The sequence below is a fragment of the Actinophytocola sp. genome, assembly GCF_049647105.1.
Classification (GTDB): domain Bacteria; phylum Actinomycetota; class Actinomycetes; order Mycobacteriales; family Pseudonocardiaceae; genus Actinophytocola.
Map to the genome: position 1 here is coordinate 62,563 of NZ_JBARWZ010000053.1, position 18,185 is coordinate 80,747.

The following is an 18,185-nucleotide window of genomic DNA, read 5'->3' on the forward strand; positions in this document are numbered from 1 at the left end:
GATTACAGGTCAGATCTCGGACAGCGGGTCCAGGAGCGCGGCCGCCTTCGTGAGGTCGTCGGAGAACGGGCGGTCGGCCGTGTTCTCGTCCAGGGTGGCGTCCGCCAGTTCGAACGCGTCCCGCACCGGCAGGTCCATCAGGTCGGCGGGCCGCATCCGCAGCGCGCGCACGGCCGCGACCAGCTCGCACGCGAGGACCTGCCGGTAGGCCTCGGCCGCGGCGCGAGCCTGGCGGGCGGCCTGGGTGGAGAAGCTCGCGTGGTCCTCGACGCCGCGGGACACCACCGCGGTGCCGAGCGTCACCGGCAATGCGGCCTGCCGCAGCATCGCCAGCGCGTCGTGCGCGACGTACTCGAGGATCATCACGCCGGAGCTGCCGGGTGGCCCGTCGGCGAGGAACGCGGGCAGGTCCGTGAACGACGGCTCGACGAGGTCGCCGAGCCGGGCCGCGGACAGCTCCGCGACGTGGTGGATGGTCGCCCTGGCCTGGTCCAGCGCGGTGGCGAGGTACGCGGTGTGGAAGTGCGCGTGGTGGAACACGTCCCCGGCGGCGAGCGACACCATCGGGTTCTCCGTGCTGGCGTTGACCTCGATGGTCAGCACGGACCGCAGGTAGGCGAGCGCGTCCAGCGCGGGGCCCTGCACCTGCGGGAACGCGCGCAGCCCGTACGGGTCCTGGATGCGCCTGCCCGCAGGCGGCGCGCCGGTCATGCCGAGCAGCCGCCGCATCTCGCCCGCGCACCACACCTGCCCCGGGTGCGGGCGGGCGGCGTGCACGGCCGTCGCGTACGCCTCGGGGGAGCCGCCGAGCACGACGTAGGACAGCGCGGCGACCACGTGACTCGCCCGCACCAGCCGCTCCAGCGCCAGGCACGCGAGCGCCGCCTCGGCCAGCGTCGACGCGTTGCTGCTCATGAACGCGAGCGCGTCGGCGGTGTCGAGGAGTACCGGTGGCAGGTGCCCGGTCGACCACGGGCGCTCGCCCGCCAGCGTCAGCGCGGTCTCGGCGAGCACGGTGAGGTCGCCGGTGCCGATCGCGCCGGTGGCGTGGACGCGGGGGTGCGCGCCCCTGGTCAGGGCCTCGGCGAGCGCGACGAGTACGCGCGGGTGCACGCCGGAGCCACCCGCGGCGAGCTGGTTGAGGCGGACCAGCATCATGGCGCGGACGTGCTCGACGGGCAGCAGGTCACCGGCGCCGCCCGCGTGGCTGCGCAGCAGGCGCCTGCCGTGCTCGGGACCGGAGTCCTCGTCGATCGTGAGGTCACGGTTCGCGCCGACGCCGGTGGTGCGGCCGTAGATCTCGCGCCGTGCCGACAGTTCGGTGACGAGCCGCCACGCGTCCTCCGCCCTGCGCACGGCGGCCTCGTCGACCGTCACCGGCACCCGCTCGTGCGCCACCAGCCCAATGTCCTCGCAGCGCAGGGTTCGACCGTCCACGGTGAACATGTCGCCAGGGTAGGACCACCGTGGATGTACGAGGGGCGGCCGGGCGCGACCGCCCCCTCGTTGCATACTGCGGCCATGGCGTTCACGGGGTTCGGCGAACACGCGATCGACTTCTACGACGGGCTCGAAGCGGACAACTCCAAGTCATACTGGGAGGACAACAAACACCTCTACGCCACGGACGTCCGCGCGCCGATGGAGGAGCTGCTCGCCGAGCTGTCGCCGGAGTTCGCCTCGGAGTCCAGCAGGGTCACGGTCTTCCGGCCCTATCGGGACGTCCGGTTCGCGCGGGACAAGACGCCGTACAAGACGCACTGTGGCGGGGTCATCGAGCCCGGCCGTGGTGCGGGGGCCTACTACGTGGAGGTCGGGCCGGCCGGGCTCCGGGTCGGCGGTGGGTGCTTCCACCTCCAGTCCGACCAGCTGGCGCGGTTCCGTGCCGCGGTCGCCTCGGATCTCTTCGGGGAGGCGTTGTCGGCGATCGTGGGGCGGTTGTCCCGTGCCGGGTGGGAGATTCTCGGGGAGCAGCTGAAGACCAGGCCTCGTGGGTACGACGCCGGCCATCCCCGGATCGGGTTGTTGCGCCACAAGTCGTTGTACGCGGTCAAGGTGTGGGCGCCGGACGACGGGCTGCACGAGCGGGAGGCGTTGCGGCGGGTGCGGACGGGGTTCCGCGCCGTGCGTGCGTTCAACGAGTGGGCGGCCGACCATGTCGGGGTCTCGGAGGTGCCCCGGCGTTGACCGGAGGGCCAGCATGATCGGTTTGCGGGCCGGGGCGGGTGGGAACCTCAAAACTGTGTTCAGGGGTCGGTCGGTGTCCGGTGGACCAACAGGGAGATAACTTTCTGGATCGATCCGCCTGTTTTTTCGGGATCGTTCCAGGGCGGAGGGCTAAGCTACGTGTCCGTGAGTCGACGAGCGAAGATTGTATGCACTCTGGGGCCCGCGACGGCCACCCCGGAGAAGGTGCGCGACCTGGTCGAAGCCGGCATGGACGTGGCCAGGATGAACTTCAGCCACGGCAGTCAGAGTGACCATAAACAGGTGTATGACCTGGTACGAGCCGCGTCCGACGAGTCAGGCCGGGCCGTCGGCATCATGGCCGACCTGCAGGGCCCGAAGATCCGTCTCGGCACGTTCGCCGGCGGCAAGGCCGACTGGCGGGTCGGCGACGTCGTGCGGATCACCGTCGAGGACATCGAGGGCACGCACGACCGGGTCTCGACCACCTACAAAGGTCTCGCCAGGGACGCGAAGGCCGGGGACCGGCTGCTGGTCGACGACGGCAACGTCGGGCTGACCGTGCTGAAGGTGGAAGGCCAGGACGTGGTCTGTGAGGTCACCGAGGGCGGCAAGGTCAGCAACAACAAGGGCATCTCGCTGCCGGGCATGGACGTCTCCGTGCCCGCCATGTCAGAGAAGGACATCGAGGACCTGGAGTTCGCGCTCCAGCTCGGCGTGGACTTCGTGGCGCTCTCCTTTGTGCGCTCGCCCGCCGACATCGACCTCGTGCACCAGGTGATGGACCGGCTCGGCAAGGGCAGGCTGCCGGTCATCGCCAAGCTGGAGAAGCCGGAGGCCGTCTCCAACCTCGAGGCGATCGTGCTGGCGTTCGACGGCGTGATGGTCGCGCGTGGCGACCTGGGGGTCGAGCTGCCGCTCGAGCAGGTGCCGCTGGTGCAGAAGCGCACCATCCAGATCGCGCGCGAGAACGCCAAGCCGGTGATCGTGGCGACGCAGATGCTCGAGTCAATGATCAACAACTCGCGTCCGACGCGGGCGGAGGTGTCCGACGTCGCGAACGCGGTGCTCGACGGCGCCGACGCCGTGATGCTCTCCGGCGAGTCCAGCGTCGGCCGGTACCCGATCGAGACCGTGCAGACGATGTCGCGCATCGTCGAGGCCGTCGAGAGCGAGTCCGTGGTCGTGCCGCCGCTGACGCACGTCCCGCGCACCAAGCGCGGTGTGCTGTCCTACGCGGCCCGCGACATCGGTGAGCGGCTCAACGCCAAGGCGCTGGTCGCGTTCACGCAGTCGGGTGACACGGTCCGCCGCCTCGCGCGCCTGCACACGCACCTGCCGCTCCTGGCCTTCACCCCGGAGCCGTCCGTGCGCAGCCAGCTGTCGCTGACCTGGGGCGTCGAAACGTTCATCACGCCGCAGGTCGACTCCACGGACCTCATGGTCCGCCAGGTCGACAACGCGATGCTGTCCATCGGCCGGTACCAGCCCGGTGACCTTGTGGTCGTCGTCGCAGGTTCGCCGCCCGGCACCGTCGGCTCGACTAACCTCATCCGGGTCCACCGGCTCGGGGAGGAAGACCACGCCTGAGCCCCAGAGCGAAGAGGGCTCCCATGACCGAAGCGGCACGTCAGGCCGCTGCCGACCTCGCGAAGCTCGGGGTTCTGCGCGGCCAGCCGGTGTTGGACGGGCTGGTCGCGCTCCTGGACCTGGAGCGGATCGAGGAGAACATCTTCCGCGGGGTCAGCCCGTCGGACTCACCCGTCCGGGTGTTCGGCGGGCAGGTCGCGGGGCAGGCACTCGTCGCCGCCGGGCGGACCGTGCCGCCGGAACGCAAGGTGCATTCGCTGCACGCGTACTTCATCCGGGCGGGCGATCCGAGCATCCCGATCGTGTACGAGGTGGACCGCATCCGTGACGGTCGTTCGTTCACCACGCGCCGGGTCATCGCGGTCCAGCGTGGCAAGGCGATCTTCGCGCTCTCCGCGTCGTTCCATCAGCTAGAGCCCGGTGCCGAGCATGCGGAGACCATGCCGGACGTGCCGCCACCGGACGCCCTGCCGTCACGCATGGAGAGCATGAAGGCGTACGCCGAGAAGCTCGGCCCGATCGCGACCATGCCGAGGCCCATCGACGTCCGCTACGTCACCGACCCGCCGTGGGAGCTGCGCGGTCAGCACAACAACCAGGCCCGCAACCAGGTGTGGATGCGCGCCGACGGCACGCTGCCGGACGACGAGTTGCTGCACGTCTGCGTGCTCACCTACGCCTCCGACATGACGCTGCTCGACTCGATCCTCGTGCGCCACGGCGTGTACTGGGGCTTCGACCGGATCCTCGGCGCGAGCCTGGACCACGCGCTGTGGTTCCACCGGCCGTTCCGCGCCGACGAATGGGTCCTGTACGACTGCGCGTCGCCGACCGCCTCCGGTGCGCGCGGGCTCGCGACCGGCCGGTTCTTCGCCCAGGACGGCACCCTGATCGCCACGGTGGTCCAGGAAGGACTGCTGCGGATCGCCGGAGACGACTCGTGACCGCGCGCGAGGTGCCGGTCCTGGCCACGGCCACGATCGGCCACCGCGCCTACCACCTCTGCGCCAGAGGCGACGGCTTCGTGGCCGTGTCCGCCGACGGCGACGCGACCGTCCTCGACGGTGAGCTGCGGGTGGTCGGCACGCTGAAGCTGGGCGGCCGCGTCGGCGACGTTGCCATCACGCCGGACGGGACGACCTGGGCGTGGGCCGCTGATGGCCGCCTGTGGCTCGGTGAACCGGGCGGGCAGGTCACGGCGGCGCCGCTGGCGCACGAGGCCTCGTGCCGGTGGCTGCCGTCCGGACAGGAGGTGTGGGTCGCGGCGGGCACCGGTGACGAGGTGCGCGTGGAGATCCGCGACCCGGACCACCACGTGCGGGCCACCGTGACCGTCCCCGACGAGTTCGGCGGCGCCATGGTCCTGCTCTGCGCGCACCCCGCCGACGACGCCGCGGTGCTGTGGGTCGCGGCGGGACAGGACGGCCAGGAGGCATGGCTGCTCACCGACGGCGGTGCCGGGATTCGTGCCGAGCGGCTCCCCGTCGACGAGTGCAGGCCCCCGCTCTTCCTGCCGGACGGGCGCTCGGTGGTCCTCTGCGACGACGACCGGATGGTGCTCCTGTCCTGGCCGGACGGGTCCGAGCCGCGCACGCTGACCTGGGCCGAGGTCGACCAGGAGGCGGCGAAGGACTACCGCGACGGGCCGGGCGAGGTGATCCGGCTGACCGGTGACCACGTGGCGTGGACGACCGGCAACGGCCGGATCCGGGTCGTCGACCTGACCACGATGACCGTCGTCGACGAGATCGTGCTCGCCGGGCACCCGGTGCGCACGGTGGCCGAGCTGTACGGGGGGTCGGAGGACAGGAACCCGTGCACCGACTTCGAGTACGCCGTGCACGGCGCGGGCGGGACGGTCCTGTCGGTGCACGGGCAGGACACGCTCGTGCTGTCGGCCCTGCGGGACTGGTCGCCAGCCTGAGTGCGGCCATGTTGGTGATTGTCACGGCGCGCAGGGGATAGGAAGATTCCCCACCAACAGCCACTGTGCCCCCTTGGGAGGCGTTCATGCGTTCCCGCTTGCTTGGTTTGCCCGCACTGGTGACCGGTGTCCTGCTGGTGTTCGGCGGCGGGATCGTGTCGCCGGTCGTCGCGCAGGACCGCGGTGCGCTCGCCGCCGACCTCGACGCGATCCTCGCCTCGCCCGGCATGGAGGGCTCCGATGTCGGGCTGGTGGTGAAGACCCTCGACGGGCAGACCGTGTACGCCCGCGCGTCCGAGCGCAGGCAGCAGCCCGCGTCGAACGCGAAGCTCGTGACCTCCATCGCGGCGTTCGACGTACTCGGCCCGGACTACCGCTTCGACACCACCGTCCACGCGGCGGGCAGGCGGGCGGGGCCCGTGCTCGACGGCGACCTGTACCTGAAGGGCACCGGCGACCCGACGACGCTGGCCGCCGACTACGACGCGCTCGCCGCACAGGTCGCCGCCAAGGGCGTGAAACTGGTGCGCGGCAAGCTCGTCGCCGACGACACGTGGTTCGACGACGTCCGCCTCGGCACCAGCTGGGCGTGGGACGACGAGCCGTACTACTACTCCGCGCAGGTGTCCGCGCTGACCGCCGCGCCGGACACGGACTACGACGCGGGCTCGATCATCATCCGCGTCGCGCCCGGTGCGGATGGCAAGGCGGTGGTGACCACCGAGCCGCCGACCAGCTACGTCAAGGTCGTGAACACCGCGGTCACCGGTGCGGCGGGGTCACCGAACACGATCGGTGTCGACCGCGTGCACGGTGCGAACACGTTCACGGTCACCGGCTCCATCCCGTCGGACGGCGCCGCGACGGGCGAGTGGATGGCGGTGTGGGAGCCGACCGGGTACGCCGCCGCGTTGTTCCGTGCGGCGCTCGGTAAGCACGGCGTGAAGGTGCTCGGCACGACGGCCCTCGGCGCGACGCCCGCGAGCGCACCGGTGGTGGCGTCGCGGCAGTCGATGCCGCTCCGTGAACTGGCGGTGCCGTTCCTCAAGCTGTCGAACAACCTGCACGCCGAGATCCTGGTCAAGGCCATGGGCAGGAAGACGTCCGGGCAGGGCACGTGGAGCGCGGGCCTCGCGGCGGTCGCGGACCGGCTGCCGTCCTACGGCGTCGACCCGGCCCGGCTGTCCCTGCGGGACGGTTCCGGTCTGTCCAGGATGGACCAGATCTCGCCGGACCAGCTGGCGGCGCTGCTCGGTGCCGCGCGATCGCGGCCGTGGTTCGGCGACTGGCACGAGGCGCTGCCGATCGCTGGCAAGGCCGACCGGCTGGTGGGCGGCACGCTGCGCAGCCGCATGCGGGGCACGGCCGCCGAGGGCAAGGTGTACGCCAAGACCGGATCGCTGACCGGCGTGAGCGGCCTGTCCGGCTACGTCACGAACGCGGCCGGTGAGCAGTGGGTGTTCTCGATGGTCACGAACAACTCGGTCGGGGTGAACGTGAAGGGCCTCGAGGACGCGGTGGCGGTGCGGCTCGCGCAGGAGGGCGGCGCGGTGACGGCGCGGTCAGTGGTGCCCGCCCCCGAGTTGCCGTCGGAAGCGACCGAACTGGAATGCAGCTGGGTAAAGGCGTGTTGAGTGGACCCGGGCCGTCCGATGGATCTTTGTGCGAGGGTCTGGGCCTGCCCAAAGGTGACCTCAGGGGAACGTGATGGCACTCAGCCACCAACCACCCACGGTCCGCGAGTGTCGCTGGGTCGGGACCAACACTTTTAAATCCGGGGAGGCGGGAGAGCATCCCTCATGCGGGTTATCTTCGGCGGTTGGTCGCGAATTCGATGCGGTAGCTCGATCGATTCCGACAACGCTCCGTGAAACTTGATGACCGTTTCGGACGGCCGGAAGGCAACTTTTGGGACTCTTGCAAACTCGGTGAACACTCTGAGTTGACTCGAAGGTCAGCGCCACGAGCCTTCGGGATCCGCGCCTGCGCGGGACACCGGAATCCGGGAGGCGGACGGGTGGCGGGTCCAGAGCCGGTCGGGGGCGGTCCTGGACCCGCCAGGTGTCGGGCGGCTCGCCGGTCTGGGGAGGCGAGCCGCTCGACCAGACGAGCGCGGGGATGGAAGGGATCTCCCGGGCCCGTCGTCTGGGTGTTCAGCCGCCGAAGGCGACCCGCCTGCGCATCGGCACGGCGGTCTCCTCCGGGAGGTCCTCCTCGGTGGCCACGAGGCACAGGTGAGCTGTCAGATACGCCCGGCACGGGGCGGGTGCGCGGCCGAAACGCCTGGTCCGGCAGCTCGGACAGCGTCCGTGCGCGTCTGGCGAGTGCTCGTCGAGCACAGCCTTGAGCGCCTCGACCACCCTCGGCAACTCGAACCGCGCCATCAGTGCCGCGGCCTGCTCGTCACCGAACTGGGCGCGGTAGGTGATGTTGGTCAGATAGTCGGCCAGCGACGTTTTCAGCTGCCCAAAGATCGGACTGCTCACGATGTGACTCCCCGGGGCCGGGAGGAGGTGGTGGCCTGGTGGGCGCGTCGAGTTGCGCAAGCCGACGCACGCGTCAAATTGCTACTCGACCGGTCACTCCGGCCAGCCAAGCCTTGGCAGGCGCCAGAGGCTCGATTAGCAGCTTGCGATAGGGGACAAGCTTTTTGCAAGTTGCAGTACACGATCGGGTGAAGCGCTTCGGGCGGGATGCAATTGCATACGCTGTCCAGGCATTCTGATCACGTTTCCGAGGGCTCGTGACAACTCGTGTCCAAGTGAGAACATCGATCTCAGCAACCATCCACAGTGAGGTGATCCATGTCGCGAGGTCCCAGCCCGACGGTCCGCCGTCGACGGCTCGCGGCCCGGCTGCGAGAGCTGCGCGAGAACGCCAACCTGACCATCGACGAGGTAGGCGAGAGGCTGGAGTGCTCGGCGTCGAAGATCAGTCGCATCGAGACGGGACACGTCGGGGTGACCCCGCGTGACGTGCGGGACATGCTCGAGGTCTACGGCGTAGACGACGACGAGCGTGAGGCGCTCGTCCAGCTGGCGAGGGAGGCCCGCAAGAAGGGCTGGTGGCACGCCTACAACGAGGTGTTCACCGGTTCGTTCGTCGGCCTGGAGTCCGACGCGTCCTTTCTGCACACCCACCAGGCGCTGCTGGTGCCCGGCCTGTTGCAGACCGAGAGCTACACCCGCGCGGTGATCCGCGCGATCCGGCCCGACGCGTCGGAGGCCGATGTGGAGCTTCGCGTCCGCGCCCGTATCAACAGGCAGAAGCTCATCACCGTCGAACCGAACCCGCCGGAGTACTGGGCGGTGCTCGACGAGGCGGTGCTCCACCGCGTGGTCGGCGGCCCCGAGGCGATGCGCGAGCAGCTGAAGAGGCTGGTCGAGCTGTCCTCGCTGCCGAACGTCACCCTCCAGGTCGTGCCCTTCTCCTCGGGCGCGCACGCGGGGATGGAGGCGCCGTTCCTCATCCTCGGTTACCCAGAGCAAGCCGACCCCGATGTCGTGTATGTCGAGAACAGCACTTCCGGTGTCTACTTGGAACAGCCGGAAGACGTTCATCGGTATACGTTGATGTTCGACCATCTACGTGCGGCTGCGTTGAAACCAGACGACACCGTCGACTTGGTCGACAGGACAGCCGGCCGGCTGTCCTAGTCCGCAAATCGAGAGGAGCAGAGCGTGACCGCTTCTGACCTGATCGGCGCGCGCTGGCGCAAGAGCAGCCGCAGCGGCGCAGGCAATGACTGTGTCGAGCTCGTCGTGGCCAGAATCGGCGCAGCGGTGCGTGACTCCAAGAACCCGCAGGCAGGCCACGTCTCGTTCGAGACGCCCGGCTGGTCCGCGTTCATGGGAGTCCTCAAGGAGGGACGCCTCGCCAGCTGGTGAGGCTCCTCAGGCTGCGCCGGACGAATAGTTCCAGCCCTGTATGAGAACGCAGCCCACAGGTGCTCTCGTGACCCCGGAGCACCGCCCCAGGCCCTCAGGCGGTCGTCGTACCCGCCAGGCCATCCCTTACCCCGGTGCCGGCGCCGGAACTGCGTGATCTCCCGATGCCGTCCCACCACCCTCAGTACCAGGCTCGGTGCCGTGTCCCGGACTGTGGAATCGACTGTGCCGACGACGGTGTCAACGACGGTGCCAACTGTGCCGACGACGCGGGAAAAGACGCACGCTCCCCTGCGCGGGGCGTGACAGTATGCAGAGTGTGGCGCGTCTCGGATCAGGAATACCTCTGGTGGCACGTGACCGAGAGCTCGGCCGGTTGCGTGGTGCCTTCGACCAGGCCGCGGGTGGCACCGCGACCGCGATGCTCATCTCCGGCGACGCGGGCGTCGGCAAGACCAGACTGACCGACGAGCTCGCCGCGCACGCACGCGACAAGGGCGGGATCGTGCTCACCGGCCGCTGCCTCGACGCGGGCGAGACCGGCCTGCCCTACCTGCCGTTCGCCGAGGCGATGTCCCAGGTGCCCGACCGGGAGCAGGCGGTGCTCGCGCATCCGGCGCTCGCGCGGCTGTTCCCCGACGTGACGCTGCCCGTCGGCGCCGAGCGCCGCGAGGCCAACATGTCCGCGATCACCGCCGTCGTCCCCGGCGTCGGCGGGCGGCTCGGCAACCGGCCCGAGCAGGACATCGGCCAGCTCCAGCTGTTCGACGCGGTGCACGCGCTACTGACCGGCCTGGCCGCCACGACGCCCGTCGCGCTGATCCTGGAGGACCTGCACTGGGCCGACGGCTCCACCCGGCGGCTCCTGTCGTTCCTCGTCTCGCGGCTACGTGACCAGCGCATCCTCATCGTCGGCACCTACCGCAGCGACGACCTGCACCGCCGCCACCCCCTGCGCCCGCTGCTCGCCGAGCTGGTCCGCCAGCCCGCGATGGAGCGGCTGGACCTGACGCCGTTCAACCGCGCCGACTCGCGCCTGTTCGTCACGTCGCTGGCCGAGGACGGGCTGCCGGACGACCTGGTTCGCGAGGTCGCAGGCCGCTCGGAGGGCAACGCGTTCTTCGCGGAGGAACTGCTCGCCGCGTACACAGAGGACGGTGACGAGCTGCCTGCCACGCTGGTCGACGTGCTGCTCGCGCGGGTCGAGCGACTGAGTGAGGCGGCGCAGCGGGTGGTCAGGGTCGCCTCGGTGGCCGGCCGCCGCGCGCCGCACGCCCGGCTGCTCGCGGTGTCCGAGCTGACGGAGGCCGAGCTGGAGGAGGCGCTGCGGGAGGCCGTGCAGCACCACGTGCTGGTCGCGAAGCGGGACCAGTGGATGGACGTGTACGCGTTCCGCCACGCGCTGCTGAGCGAGGCCGTCTACGGCGACCTGCTGCCCGGTGAGCGGGTGCGGCTGCACGCCGCGTACGCCCGCGAACTGGCCGCCGCGCAGGGACAACGCGGTGCGGCGGCGGCGCTCGCGCATCACAGCATGGAGAGCCACGCCCTGCCGCAGGCCCTGGCCGCGTCGATCGTGGCGGCCGCCGAGGCAGCCGACAGCGGCGCGCCCGCCGAGGCGCTCGGCCATCTGGAGCGCGCGCTGAAGCTGTGGGAGGGCGTCGCGCGGGCCGAGCGGCCGGAGAAGCTGGACGAGGTGACGCTGCTGCGCCGGGCGTCGTTCATGGCGGGCAGCTCCGGCGACCCCGAGCGGGCGGTGTCCTTCGCGCGGTCCGCGGTGAAGCTCGCCGACTCCTCCGGTGACCGGGAGGCCGCTGCGATGATGCGCAGGCGGCTCGCGTCGGCCCTGTTCGTCGTCGAGGGCAAGGAGGACGAGGCGCGGCAGATCATCGAAGCGGCGTGGGAGATCGCGGCGGACCTGCCGACGAGCTGTGAGAAGGCGTGGGTGCTCGCCGTGTACGCCCTGATCCTGCGCAGCAGCCGGGAGCCGGTCGAGTCGCGGAAGTTCGCCGAGCTGGCCGTGCGGGAGGCCAGGGCGTGCGACGAGGCGGGCGTGGTCGCCGACGCGCTGATCACGCTCGGCGCGCTGGACGAGTCCGAGGGCCGGGTCGAGGCCGGGCGCGAACGTTTGCGGGAGGCGATCCGCATCGCCCGCGACGACGACGCGCTGAGCGTGGAGCTGCGGGCCCGCTACTACCTCGCGGTCAACACGTACGAGGCCGGCGAGCTGGACGACGCCGTGCGGATCATCGAGGAGGGGGTCGAGCGCGCCCGCGACACCGGTCTCACGTGGAGCACCTACGGCTTCGAACTGCGTGCCATCAAGGTGATCGCCCGCTACGCGCGCGGCGACTGGGACCAGAGCGAGGCGGCAGCGGAACCGCCGGGCATGCGGGTGTCGAGCACGGTGTCCGCGCGGCTCGCGGCGGTCGGCAGCCACGTGATGGTGTCGCGCGGCCGGCTCGCCGAGGCGGCGAAGCTGGCGGCGGAGCTGCGGTCGGAGTGGCACCGGGACTTCCAGATCGCCTCCTCCATGAGCGCGGTCGGCGCGGAGCTGGCGCTGTGGCAGGGCCGTCCGGAGGAGGGCGCGAAGCTCGTGCGCGAAGCCCTGGAATGGGCCGAGCGGGTCGGTGGCCAGTGGGTGCTCGTGAACATCCGGCTGAGCGCGCTCGGCGCGATGCTGTACACCGACTACGCGGAGCGGGCCGCGCGGCGCAAGGACGAGACCGAGCGGAAAGCACTGGTCGAGGAGGGGCTGCGGCTCGTCGAGCTGGCACGCAAGACCGCGAAGTACGGCAGGCCGCGCACCGGCACGCTCGGGCCGGAGGGACGGGCGTGGCTCGCGCGGGTCGAGGCCGAGGAGAGCAGGCTGCTGGGCGCCAGTGACCCGGCGTTGTGGGAGAAGGCGGTCGAGGCGTTCGACTACGGCGCCGTGTACGAGCAGGCGATGTGCCGGTGGCGGCTCGGCGAGGCGCTGCTGGGCGCCGATCGCCGGGACGAGGCTGCCGAGGTGCTGAAGGCGGCGGACGAGGTGGCGGAACGGCTGGACGCCCGCCCGCTGCGGGACGCGCTGCGCAAGCTCGCCAGGCGGGGCCGGATCGCGCTGACCGACGGGCAGACCTCGAGGGAGGCGCTCGACCCGTTCACGCCACGCGAACGGTCGGTGCTGCGGCTCGTCGCGCTGGGCCACACCAACCGCCAGGTCGGCGAGGCACTGTTCATCAGCGAGAAGACGGTGAGTGTGCACCTGTCCCGGATCATGGCGAAGCTCGGCGCCAACCGGCGCGCGGAGGCGGTCGCGATCGCCTACGACCGTGGCCTGCTGGAGAATCAGAACGTATAGCGCGCGGACGCCGGTCAGCGGGGGGTGAGGCGGCCGGGGGTGACCGGCGCGGCCACGAGCAGGACGATGCCGATCGACGCGAGTTCCTTCTCGTGGCGCAGGAACCAGCCACGTTCGGTGCCGTCCTCGGCGGGCACCCGGTCCCCGGTGGGCAGCGCGGTGACCGCGAGCGCGTAGCTCGCCGTACCGCGCACGGACACGCCATGGTGGGTGAAGCCGATGGCGCAGTCACCCGCGAAGGTGACGGTGTTCGGCGCGCGGAAGTCGTGGTGGAGCTGGGTGAACACGTGCCCGGCGGTCGCGGAGACACTGGGTGCCGCGGAGCCGAGCCCTCGGATCATCAGTCCTTTCGCGACGGTCGCCAGCGCCGCCAGCGCACGGGCCCGGTCGTCGGGCCCGCCGGCGGCCAGCACGTCCAGGTCCCCGGCCAGCCGCAGCTCGACGGTCACCGCCACGTGCCCGATCTCGACCTCGGCCCCGGCCGCGGGCGTGGGTGGCAACGCATATCGGAACACCACGTGGTCACCCGTCTCGGCAGCGGTCATCGGTCAGCCCACCTCGACGAGTGCGGCGGTGGCGGGCAGTGCGACGGTTCCCGCCCCGGTCAGCGGTTCCGCGTGCCGTGCGAGCCATTCGGCGACCGAACCGGCCGGTGTCGCGGGGTCGGTCGTGACGGTGAGGGTGTAGCCCGTCGCGTCGGCGGCGCCCTGGAGCGCGCAGGTGCCGGTGTACTCGACGGCGGTGCCGTCCACCAGCTCGGCGCTGCCGGGCAGGAACGTGGCGCCGGTGCACGTGATCGCGGGCGGCTCGATGGCGAGATCGGCGGTGAGGTCGGCGATGGCGTCGCCGCCGTCCGCGGCGACCTCGCCGGTGAGGGTGAGCGCGAGCCGGATGACGAGGTCGCCGACCGCTACCTCGGCGGTGGCGACCGGTTCGTCCGGCCAGCGGTAGCGCGCGCCGGTGAGCGCCTGCCAGGTCGCGGTGTCCGCGACACCGGTCGCCGCGAGTCCCTGCTGCGCCTGGAAATGCCGGACCGTGCCGGCGAGGGCCGCGTCGAACTCGCCGGACTCGGCGGTCACCGGCTGCTGGTAGTGGTGGTTGAGCGACTGCTGGAGGTAGAGCACCCATTCACCGCCGTCGCCCGCGGTCAGCTCCGGCTCGCCAGTCATGTCACCTCCACTAGGGCCCCGCGCGAACCGTACGTGCCGCCCGCGCACCGATCCGATGACCGATGGGGCAGAACATGAGGCACCGGCGCGGTCAGCCGCCGATCATCACCGTGCTCACCGCGACTATCGAGCTGGTCGGGGCCGGGGACGGGTCGTTGCACGTCATGACGGTGTCGCCGGTGCGGGCCGCCGGTTTGTTGTTGATCAGCACCGTGCCGCTGCCCTTGGTGACCGTGCCCTGGTTGGTCGGCGGGAGCTGGAACGGGCCGCCCTGCGGGAGGTGCGGTGGCGCGTTCGTCGCCGTGCTGCCGAGCGTGGCCGCGGGCTGGCCGCCGATCACCACGTTCGTGCTGCAGCCGCCCGTGATCGTGCCCGCGAACGGGTGGGGGAGCGGCGTCGGCACCGGCCCGCCTGGCGACGGGATCATGATGATGTGGATGTCGGTCCCGACGACCTTGTCACCCATCTTCGCCGCGGGGCTCACGACTCCTCCTTTCCCGCTGCGTGGTGCCGGAACGCTCCGCGGGTTCCGCTCACGGTGTCCGCACCCAGCGCCGGGGCTGCGCGGGTGCGAGCGCACCGCTGCGCGCGGGCACGTTCTGCCCGCTGTTGAGCCGGATCTTGTCCGCGGGCGGCGCGAGCTCGGTGTCGGGCGCGGGCAGGAACGGCGCGCTCACGGTGATCGCGAACGAGGCCCTTGCCGGCATGCCGAGGTTGCTCCACAACGCGCCGGGGTCGGTGTCCGCGATCTTGATCAGTACCGGGGTGCCCGCGGCCGCAAGGGACGCCGGCATGCAGTCGGCCGGCAGCGAGTCCGTGAACAGCATGGTGCGCAACGCGGCGCCGAGCAGCAGGTGCTCCTCGTTGACCTTCTCCGCCCGCGCCGTGACCAGGTAGGACAGTGCGCAGCGCCTGCTTGGCTCCCGCCGCGCACGCACCGCGCCCCGTTCGTCGCGTTCGTCGGCGAAGCCGGACTCGCGCCCGCTCGGGTCGTCGTGCAGCCCGTACAGGAACAGGTCGATCGCGTTCGTCGGGCGTTCGGTCTCCCATGTCGGCTTCGGCGGGTCGAGCCGGACCATCGTGCCCTCCGGCAGCGACCGGCCGAGCAGCACGCACAACGCCTCGTCCACCTCTGTGATCACGGAACCCAGTGTCGCGACGCGCCCCGCTCGCCACACCGCCACACCGCCCGTCCTTTCAGCGCGTTACCGCCGCCCGAAAGGGCAACCGCCCGAAGGGGCGGTCCCGCCTGCCCTCCCCACCGCCCCGCGACGACTGAGCCAACCGGTGCGGAATGAACACACTCAGGCAGAGCCGGTCACGCCGGTCACGCGTACTTCGCAACGAGGGAGACACCCGAGATGGCCAGCAGTTACCTCGCGCCCGGTGTGTACATGGAGGAGGTTTCCTCAGGTTCGCGGCCCATCGAGGCCGTGGGAACCGCGGTGGCCGCCTTCGTGGGCTTCGCCGAGCGCGGTCCCCTGCACGAGCCCGTGATGGTCACCAACTGGACGCAGTTCAAACAGAACTTCGGCGACTTCGTCGAGGGCTACTACCTCGCGCACGCCGTGTACGGGTACTTCCAGAACGGTGGCGGCACCGCCTACGTCGTGCGGGTGGGTGGTGAGGGTGCGCCGAGCGGCAACGGCAACGGTCAGATGGCGCTGCCCGCCGCGGAGCTGCCCTCTGCGGGTCAGGACGCGAAGCCCGGGCTGACCATCTCGGCCCGCAGCGCGGACGCCGGCGACCTGGCCGTCGAGGTCGCGCCTGCGACCGAGGAGGGCGACGACACCTTCCGGCTCGTCGTGAAGCAGGGCGGGCAGACGGTCGAGACCTTCGACAACGTCACCGCCAAGCGTGGCCCGAACAACGTCGCGACCGTGGTCCGCCAGCAGTCGAAGCTGATCATCGTCGAGGAGGTCAAGGGCAAGGCGATGTCGGTGCCGAGGGCCGGTGAGGTCGCGCTCGGCTCGCCGGCGCCCGTGCCCGCCAAGGTCGAGGCGAACGCCTACGTCGGCAACTCCGCCGACCGCACCGGGTTCGGTGGCCTGGAGGCCATCGACGAGGTGACCATGCTGTGCGTGCCGGACCTGATGGCCGCGCACCAGCGCGGTGCGCTGACCGCGGAGGACGTCAAGGCCGTGCAGCTCGCGATGATCGCGCACTGCGAGCTGATGGCCGACCGCGTCGCCATCCTCGACACCCCGCCCGGCCTCAACGCGCAGGAGGTCAAGGACTGGCGCCAGGACGTCACCGGCTACGACTCGAAGTACGCCGCCATGTACTGGCCGTGGATCAAGGTCGCGGACCCGGTGGCTGGCAAGCAGGTCTTCGTGCCGCCGTCGGGCCACATGGCGGGCATCTGGGCCCGCAACGACTCCAGCCGCGGCGTGCACAAGGCGCCAGCCAACGAGGTCGTGCGTGGCGCGGTCACCCTGGAGCTGAACATCACCAAGGGCGAGCACGACGTGCTCAACCCGATCGCGGTGAACTGCATCCGCAGCTTCCGCGGCCAGGGCATCCGGGTGTGGGGCGCGCGCACGCTGTCGAGCGACCCCGAGTGGCGCTACCTGAACGTGCGGCGGCTGTTCAACTACGTCGAGAAGTCGATCCTGCAGGGCACCAACTGGGTCGTGTTCGAGCCGAACGACCCGAAGCTGTGGGACTCGGTCAAGCGCACGGTCACCATGTTCCTCCGCCGCGTGTGGCGGGACGGCGCGTTGTTCGGGCAGCAGCCCGCGCAGGCGTTCTTCGTCAAGTGCGACGAGGAGAACAACCCGCCGGAGAACCGGGACGCCGGGATCCTGACCGTCGAGATCGGCATCGCGCCGGTGAAGCCGGCCGAGTTCGTGGTCTTCCGGATCTCGCAGTTCGCCGAGGGCGCCGGCCTCGAAGAGTGATTGTCTTTCCCGCCTCCCGTAAGGAGTTTCAACCATGGCTGCTGGCGACCCGATCACAGCTGCACGATTCTCGATCACCATTGACGGCTACGAGATCGCCGCGTTCTCCGAGCTGCAGGGCATCACCACCGAGGTGAAGCCGGTGGAGCACCTGGAGTCCAGTGACAAAGAGGTGATCCTGAAGAAGCTGCCGGGCAAGACCGAGCCGGCGACCGTCGTGCTCAAGCGCGGCAAGTCCGACCACATGGCGCTGTGGGCGTGGCACGAGTCGGTGCTCAACGGCGACATCATCAACGCACGCAAGTCCTGCTCGCTGGTGATGTACGGGCCGGACGGCAAGCCGGTCGCGCGATACCACCTCGAGCACGCGTGGCCGTCGAAGCTGGAGGTCGGCGCACTGAAGGCGGGTTCGTCCGAGGTGCTGATGGAGACGGTCACCATCGTGTCCGAGCGCATCCAGCGCGTGTCCGCGTGACGGCGCCTGCCAAGGCGCCCGCCGAGACGGGACTGCGGACCGAGTACCCGTTCACGCTGCCGCGCGGCTACGTGGACGAGGCGGGCCGCCTGCACCGCGACGGCGTGATGCGGCTCGCGACCGCGCGGGACGAGATCACCACGCAGTCCGACCAGCGGGCCAAGCAGAACCCCGCGTACCTCACGGTTCTGCTGCTGGAGCGCACGGTCACCGTGCTCGGCGACGTGCCGGTGGTGGACACGTTCATGATCGAGAGCCTGTTCGCCTCCGACCTCGCGTTCCTGCAGGACCTGTACCGGCGCATCAACGCGGACGGGCACACCGAGGTCGCGGTCAGCTGCCCGCACTGCGGCAACGACTTCGCGGTGGACGTCGCCGGTGATGCGCCGGGGGGATCGTGACGTACGCGGTTGACCGCGTGTGGGAGGAACTCGCGTACGTCGCCTACTACCTGCACTGGGATCTGGACAAGATCCTCGACCTCGAGCACCCGGTCCGAAACCGCGTGATCGGTGAGATCGGCAAGATCCACACGCGGTTCGCTGACGAGTCCTGAGTGGACCCGGACAGGAGGGGAAAGTCCATGCGCTGGCCATTCCGGCGGAGGCGGGAGACCACGGACGCACTCGTGGCCCCCGCGGCTCCGGTGCCGTCCACGGCCCCGGCCGTGCACGCGCCTGCCCGGCAGTGGGCCGCGCTGCCAGCCATTCCCG

Annotated in this window: 18 protein-coding genes; 12 read left to right on the forward strand and 6 right to left on the reverse strand. The window is 70.7% G+C overall.

All coding sequences use genetic code 11. The annotated features are described in order from the left end of the window. Nucleotides 1–9: 9 nt before the first annotated feature. The gene (locus WBA97_RS07305) at nt 10–1,446 is read right to left on the reverse strand and encodes an aromatic amino acid ammonia-lyase (RefSeq protein ID WP_424229940.1); all 1,437 of its coding nucleotides are present in this window, start codon (nt 1,444–1,446) and stop codon (nt 10–12) included. Between the two features lie 75 nt (nt 1,447–1,521). Between WBA97_RS07305 and WBA97_RS07310 the strand changes: the two genes are divergently transcribed. The 5 genes from WBA97_RS07310 to dacB all read left to right on the forward strand — a co-directional run bounded on the left by WBA97_RS07310 (nt 1,522) and on the right by dacB (nt 7,335). Then, nucleotides 1,522–2,187 carry a DUF2461 domain-containing protein gene (locus WBA97_RS07310; protein WP_424229941.1) on the forward strand — a complete coding sequence of 222 codons (666 nt, stop codon included), beginning with the start codon at nt 1,522–1,524 and terminating at the stop codon, nt 2,185–2,187. Nucleotides 2,188–2,352: 165 nt separating this feature from the next. Continuing rightward, nucleotides 2,353–3,777 (forward strand): pyruvate kinase, encoded by a 1,425-nt coding sequence (pyk, locus tag WBA97_RS07315; protein WP_424229942.1) that lies wholly within the window; start codon nt 2,353–2,355, stop codon nt 3,775–3,777. A gap of 23 nt (nt 3,778–3,800) precedes the next feature. Further along, entirely contained in the window at nt 3,801–4,721 is a 921-nt protein-coding gene (tesB, locus tag WBA97_RS07320; protein WP_424229943.1) for an acyl-CoA thioesterase II, read from the forward strand. Continuing rightward, the gene (locus WBA97_RS07325; protein ID WP_424229944.1) at nt 4,718–5,701 is read left to right on the forward strand and encodes a hypothetical protein; all 984 of its coding nucleotides are present in this window, start codon (nt 4,718–4,720) and stop codon (nt 5,699–5,701) included. Before tesB ends, WBA97_RS07325 begins: the two co-directional genes overlap by 4 nt. Before the next feature lie 86 nt (nt 5,702–5,787). Next, nucleotides 5,788–7,335 carry a D-alanyl-D-alanine carboxypeptidase/D-alanyl-D-alanine endopeptidase gene (gene dacB, locus WBA97_RS07330; protein WP_424229945.1) on the forward strand — a complete coding sequence of 516 codons (1,548 nt, stop codon included), beginning with the start codon at nt 5,788–5,790 and terminating at the stop codon, nt 7,333–7,335. Between the two features lie 519 nt (nt 7,336–7,854). Here the strand turns inward: dacB and WBA97_RS07335 are convergent. Then, nucleotides 7,855–8,187 carry a hypothetical protein gene (locus WBA97_RS07335; RefSeq protein WP_424229946.1) on the reverse strand — a complete coding sequence of 111 codons (333 nt, stop codon included), beginning with the start codon at nt 8,185–8,187 and terminating at the stop codon, nt 7,855–7,857. Between the two features lie 318 nt (nt 8,188–8,505). Here WBA97_RS07335 and WBA97_RS07340 point away from each other — a divergent pair, with 318 nt between their 5' ends. The 3 genes from WBA97_RS07340 (at nt 8,506) to WBA97_RS07350 (ending at nt 12,928) form a co-directional block, all read left to right on the forward strand. After that, nucleotides 8,506–9,357, forward strand: a complete 852-nt coding sequence (locus WBA97_RS07340; RefSeq protein ID WP_424229947.1) for a helix-turn-helix domain-containing protein — start codon at nt 8,506–8,508, stop codon at nt 9,355–9,357. 24 nt (nt 9,358–9,381) lie between these two features. Beyond that, complete coding sequence (locus tag WBA97_RS07345; protein ID WP_424229948.1) at nt 9,382–9,588, forward strand: DUF397 domain-containing protein; 207 nt, start codon at nt 9,382–9,384, stop codon at nt 9,586–9,588. 310 nt (nt 9,589–9,898) lie between these two features. After that, nucleotides 9,899–12,928, forward strand: coding sequence for a helix-turn-helix transcriptional regulator (locus WBA97_RS07350; RefSeq protein WP_424229949.1), 3,030 nt, complete (start codon nt 9,899–9,901; stop codon nt 12,926–12,928). A gap of 14 nt (nt 12,929–12,942) precedes the next feature. On the opposite strand, the gene WBA97_RS07355 is transcribed toward WBA97_RS07350, so the two are convergent. From WBA97_RS07355 to WBA97_RS07370, 4 genes are all read right to left on the reverse strand, one after another. Beyond that, nucleotides 12,943–13,473, reverse strand: a complete 531-nt coding sequence (locus WBA97_RS07355) for a hypothetical protein (RefSeq protein WP_424229950.1) — start codon at nt 13,471–13,473, stop codon at nt 12,943–12,945. Nucleotides 13,474–13,476: 3 nt separating this feature from the next. Beyond that, nucleotides 13,477–14,097: a peptidoglycan-binding domain-containing protein gene (locus WBA97_RS07360; RefSeq protein WP_424229951.1), complete on the reverse strand. Its 621-nt coding sequence runs from the start codon at nt 14,095–14,097 to the stop codon at nt 13,477–13,479. A 91-nt stretch (nt 14,098–14,188) separates the two neighbouring features. Next, a complete protein-coding gene (locus WBA97_RS07365) occupies nt 14,189–14,581 on the reverse strand; it encodes a PAAR domain-containing protein (protein WP_424229952.1) in 393 nt (130 codons plus the stop codon). Between the two features lie 49 nt (nt 14,582–14,630). Next, nucleotides 14,631–15,239, reverse strand: a complete 609-nt coding sequence (locus WBA97_RS07370; protein WP_424229953.1) for a DUF4255 domain-containing protein — start codon at nt 15,237–15,239, stop codon at nt 14,631–14,633. A gap of 219 nt (nt 15,240–15,458) precedes the next feature. Between WBA97_RS07370 and WBA97_RS07375 the strand changes: the two genes are divergently transcribed. From WBA97_RS07375 to WBA97_RS07390, 4 genes are read left to right on the forward strand one after another with little or no spacing between them, the layout of a single operon-like run. Further along, nucleotides 15,459–16,997, forward strand: a complete 1,539-nt coding sequence (locus tag WBA97_RS07375; RefSeq protein ID WP_424229954.1) for a phage tail sheath family protein — start codon at nt 15,459–15,461, stop codon at nt 16,995–16,997. Between the two features lie 34 nt (nt 16,998–17,031). Further along, nucleotides 17,032–17,472 carry a phage tail protein gene (locus WBA97_RS07380; protein ID WP_424229955.1) on the forward strand — a complete coding sequence of 147 codons (441 nt, stop codon included), beginning with the start codon at nt 17,032–17,034 and terminating at the stop codon, nt 17,470–17,472. Then, nucleotides 17,469–17,873, forward strand: coding sequence for a phage tail assembly protein (locus WBA97_RS07385; protein ID WP_424229956.1), 405 nt, complete (start codon nt 17,469–17,471; stop codon nt 17,871–17,873). Before WBA97_RS07380 ends, WBA97_RS07385 begins: the two co-directional genes overlap by 4 nt. After that, entirely contained in the window at nt 17,870–18,028 is a 159-nt protein-coding gene (locus WBA97_RS07390) for a DUF6760 family protein (protein ID WP_378058128.1), read from the forward strand. The genes WBA97_RS07385 and WBA97_RS07390 overlap by 4 nt, the downstream gene beginning before the upstream one ends. Nucleotides 18,029–18,185: the final 157 nt, after the last annotated feature.

Excerpts from the sequence above, each read along its gene's own strand:
- WBA97_RS07305 (WP_424229940.1), bottom strand. The coding sequence starts at position 1,446 with ATGTTCACCGTGGACGGTCGAACCCTGCGCTGCGAGGACATTGGGCTG.
- WBA97_RS07310 (WP_424229941.1), top strand. The coding sequence starts at position 1,522 with ATGGCGTTCACGGGGTTCGGCGAACACGCGATCGACTTCTACGACGGG.
- tesB (WP_424229943.1), top strand. The coding sequence starts at position 3,801 with ATGACCGAAGCGGCACGTCAGGCCGCTGCCGACCTCGCGAAGCTCGGG.
- dacB (WP_424229945.1), top strand. The coding sequence starts at position 5,788 with ATGCGTTCCCGCTTGCTTGGTTTGCCCGCACTGGTGACCGGTGTCCTG.
- WBA97_RS07340 (WP_424229947.1), top strand. The coding sequence starts at position 8,506 with ATGTCGCGAGGTCCCAGCCCGACGGTCCGCCGTCGACGGCTCGCGGCC.
- WBA97_RS07350 (WP_424229949.1), top strand. The coding sequence starts at position 9,899 with ATGCAGAGTGTGGCGCGTCTCGGATCAGGAATACCTCTGGTGGCACGT.
- WBA97_RS07355 (WP_424229950.1), bottom strand. The coding sequence starts at position 13,473 with ATGACCGCTGCCGAGACGGGTGACCACGTGGTGTTCCGATATGCGTTG.
- WBA97_RS07360 (WP_424229951.1), bottom strand. The coding sequence starts at position 14,097 with ATGACTGGCGAGCCGGAGCTGACCGCGGGCGACGGCGGTGAATGGGTG.
- WBA97_RS07375 (WP_424229954.1), top strand. The coding sequence starts at position 15,459 with ATGGCCAGCAGTTACCTCGCGCCCGGTGTGTACATGGAGGAGGTTTCC.
- WBA97_RS07380 (WP_424229955.1), top strand. The coding sequence starts at position 17,032 with ATGGCTGCTGGCGACCCGATCACAGCTGCACGATTCTCGATCACCATT.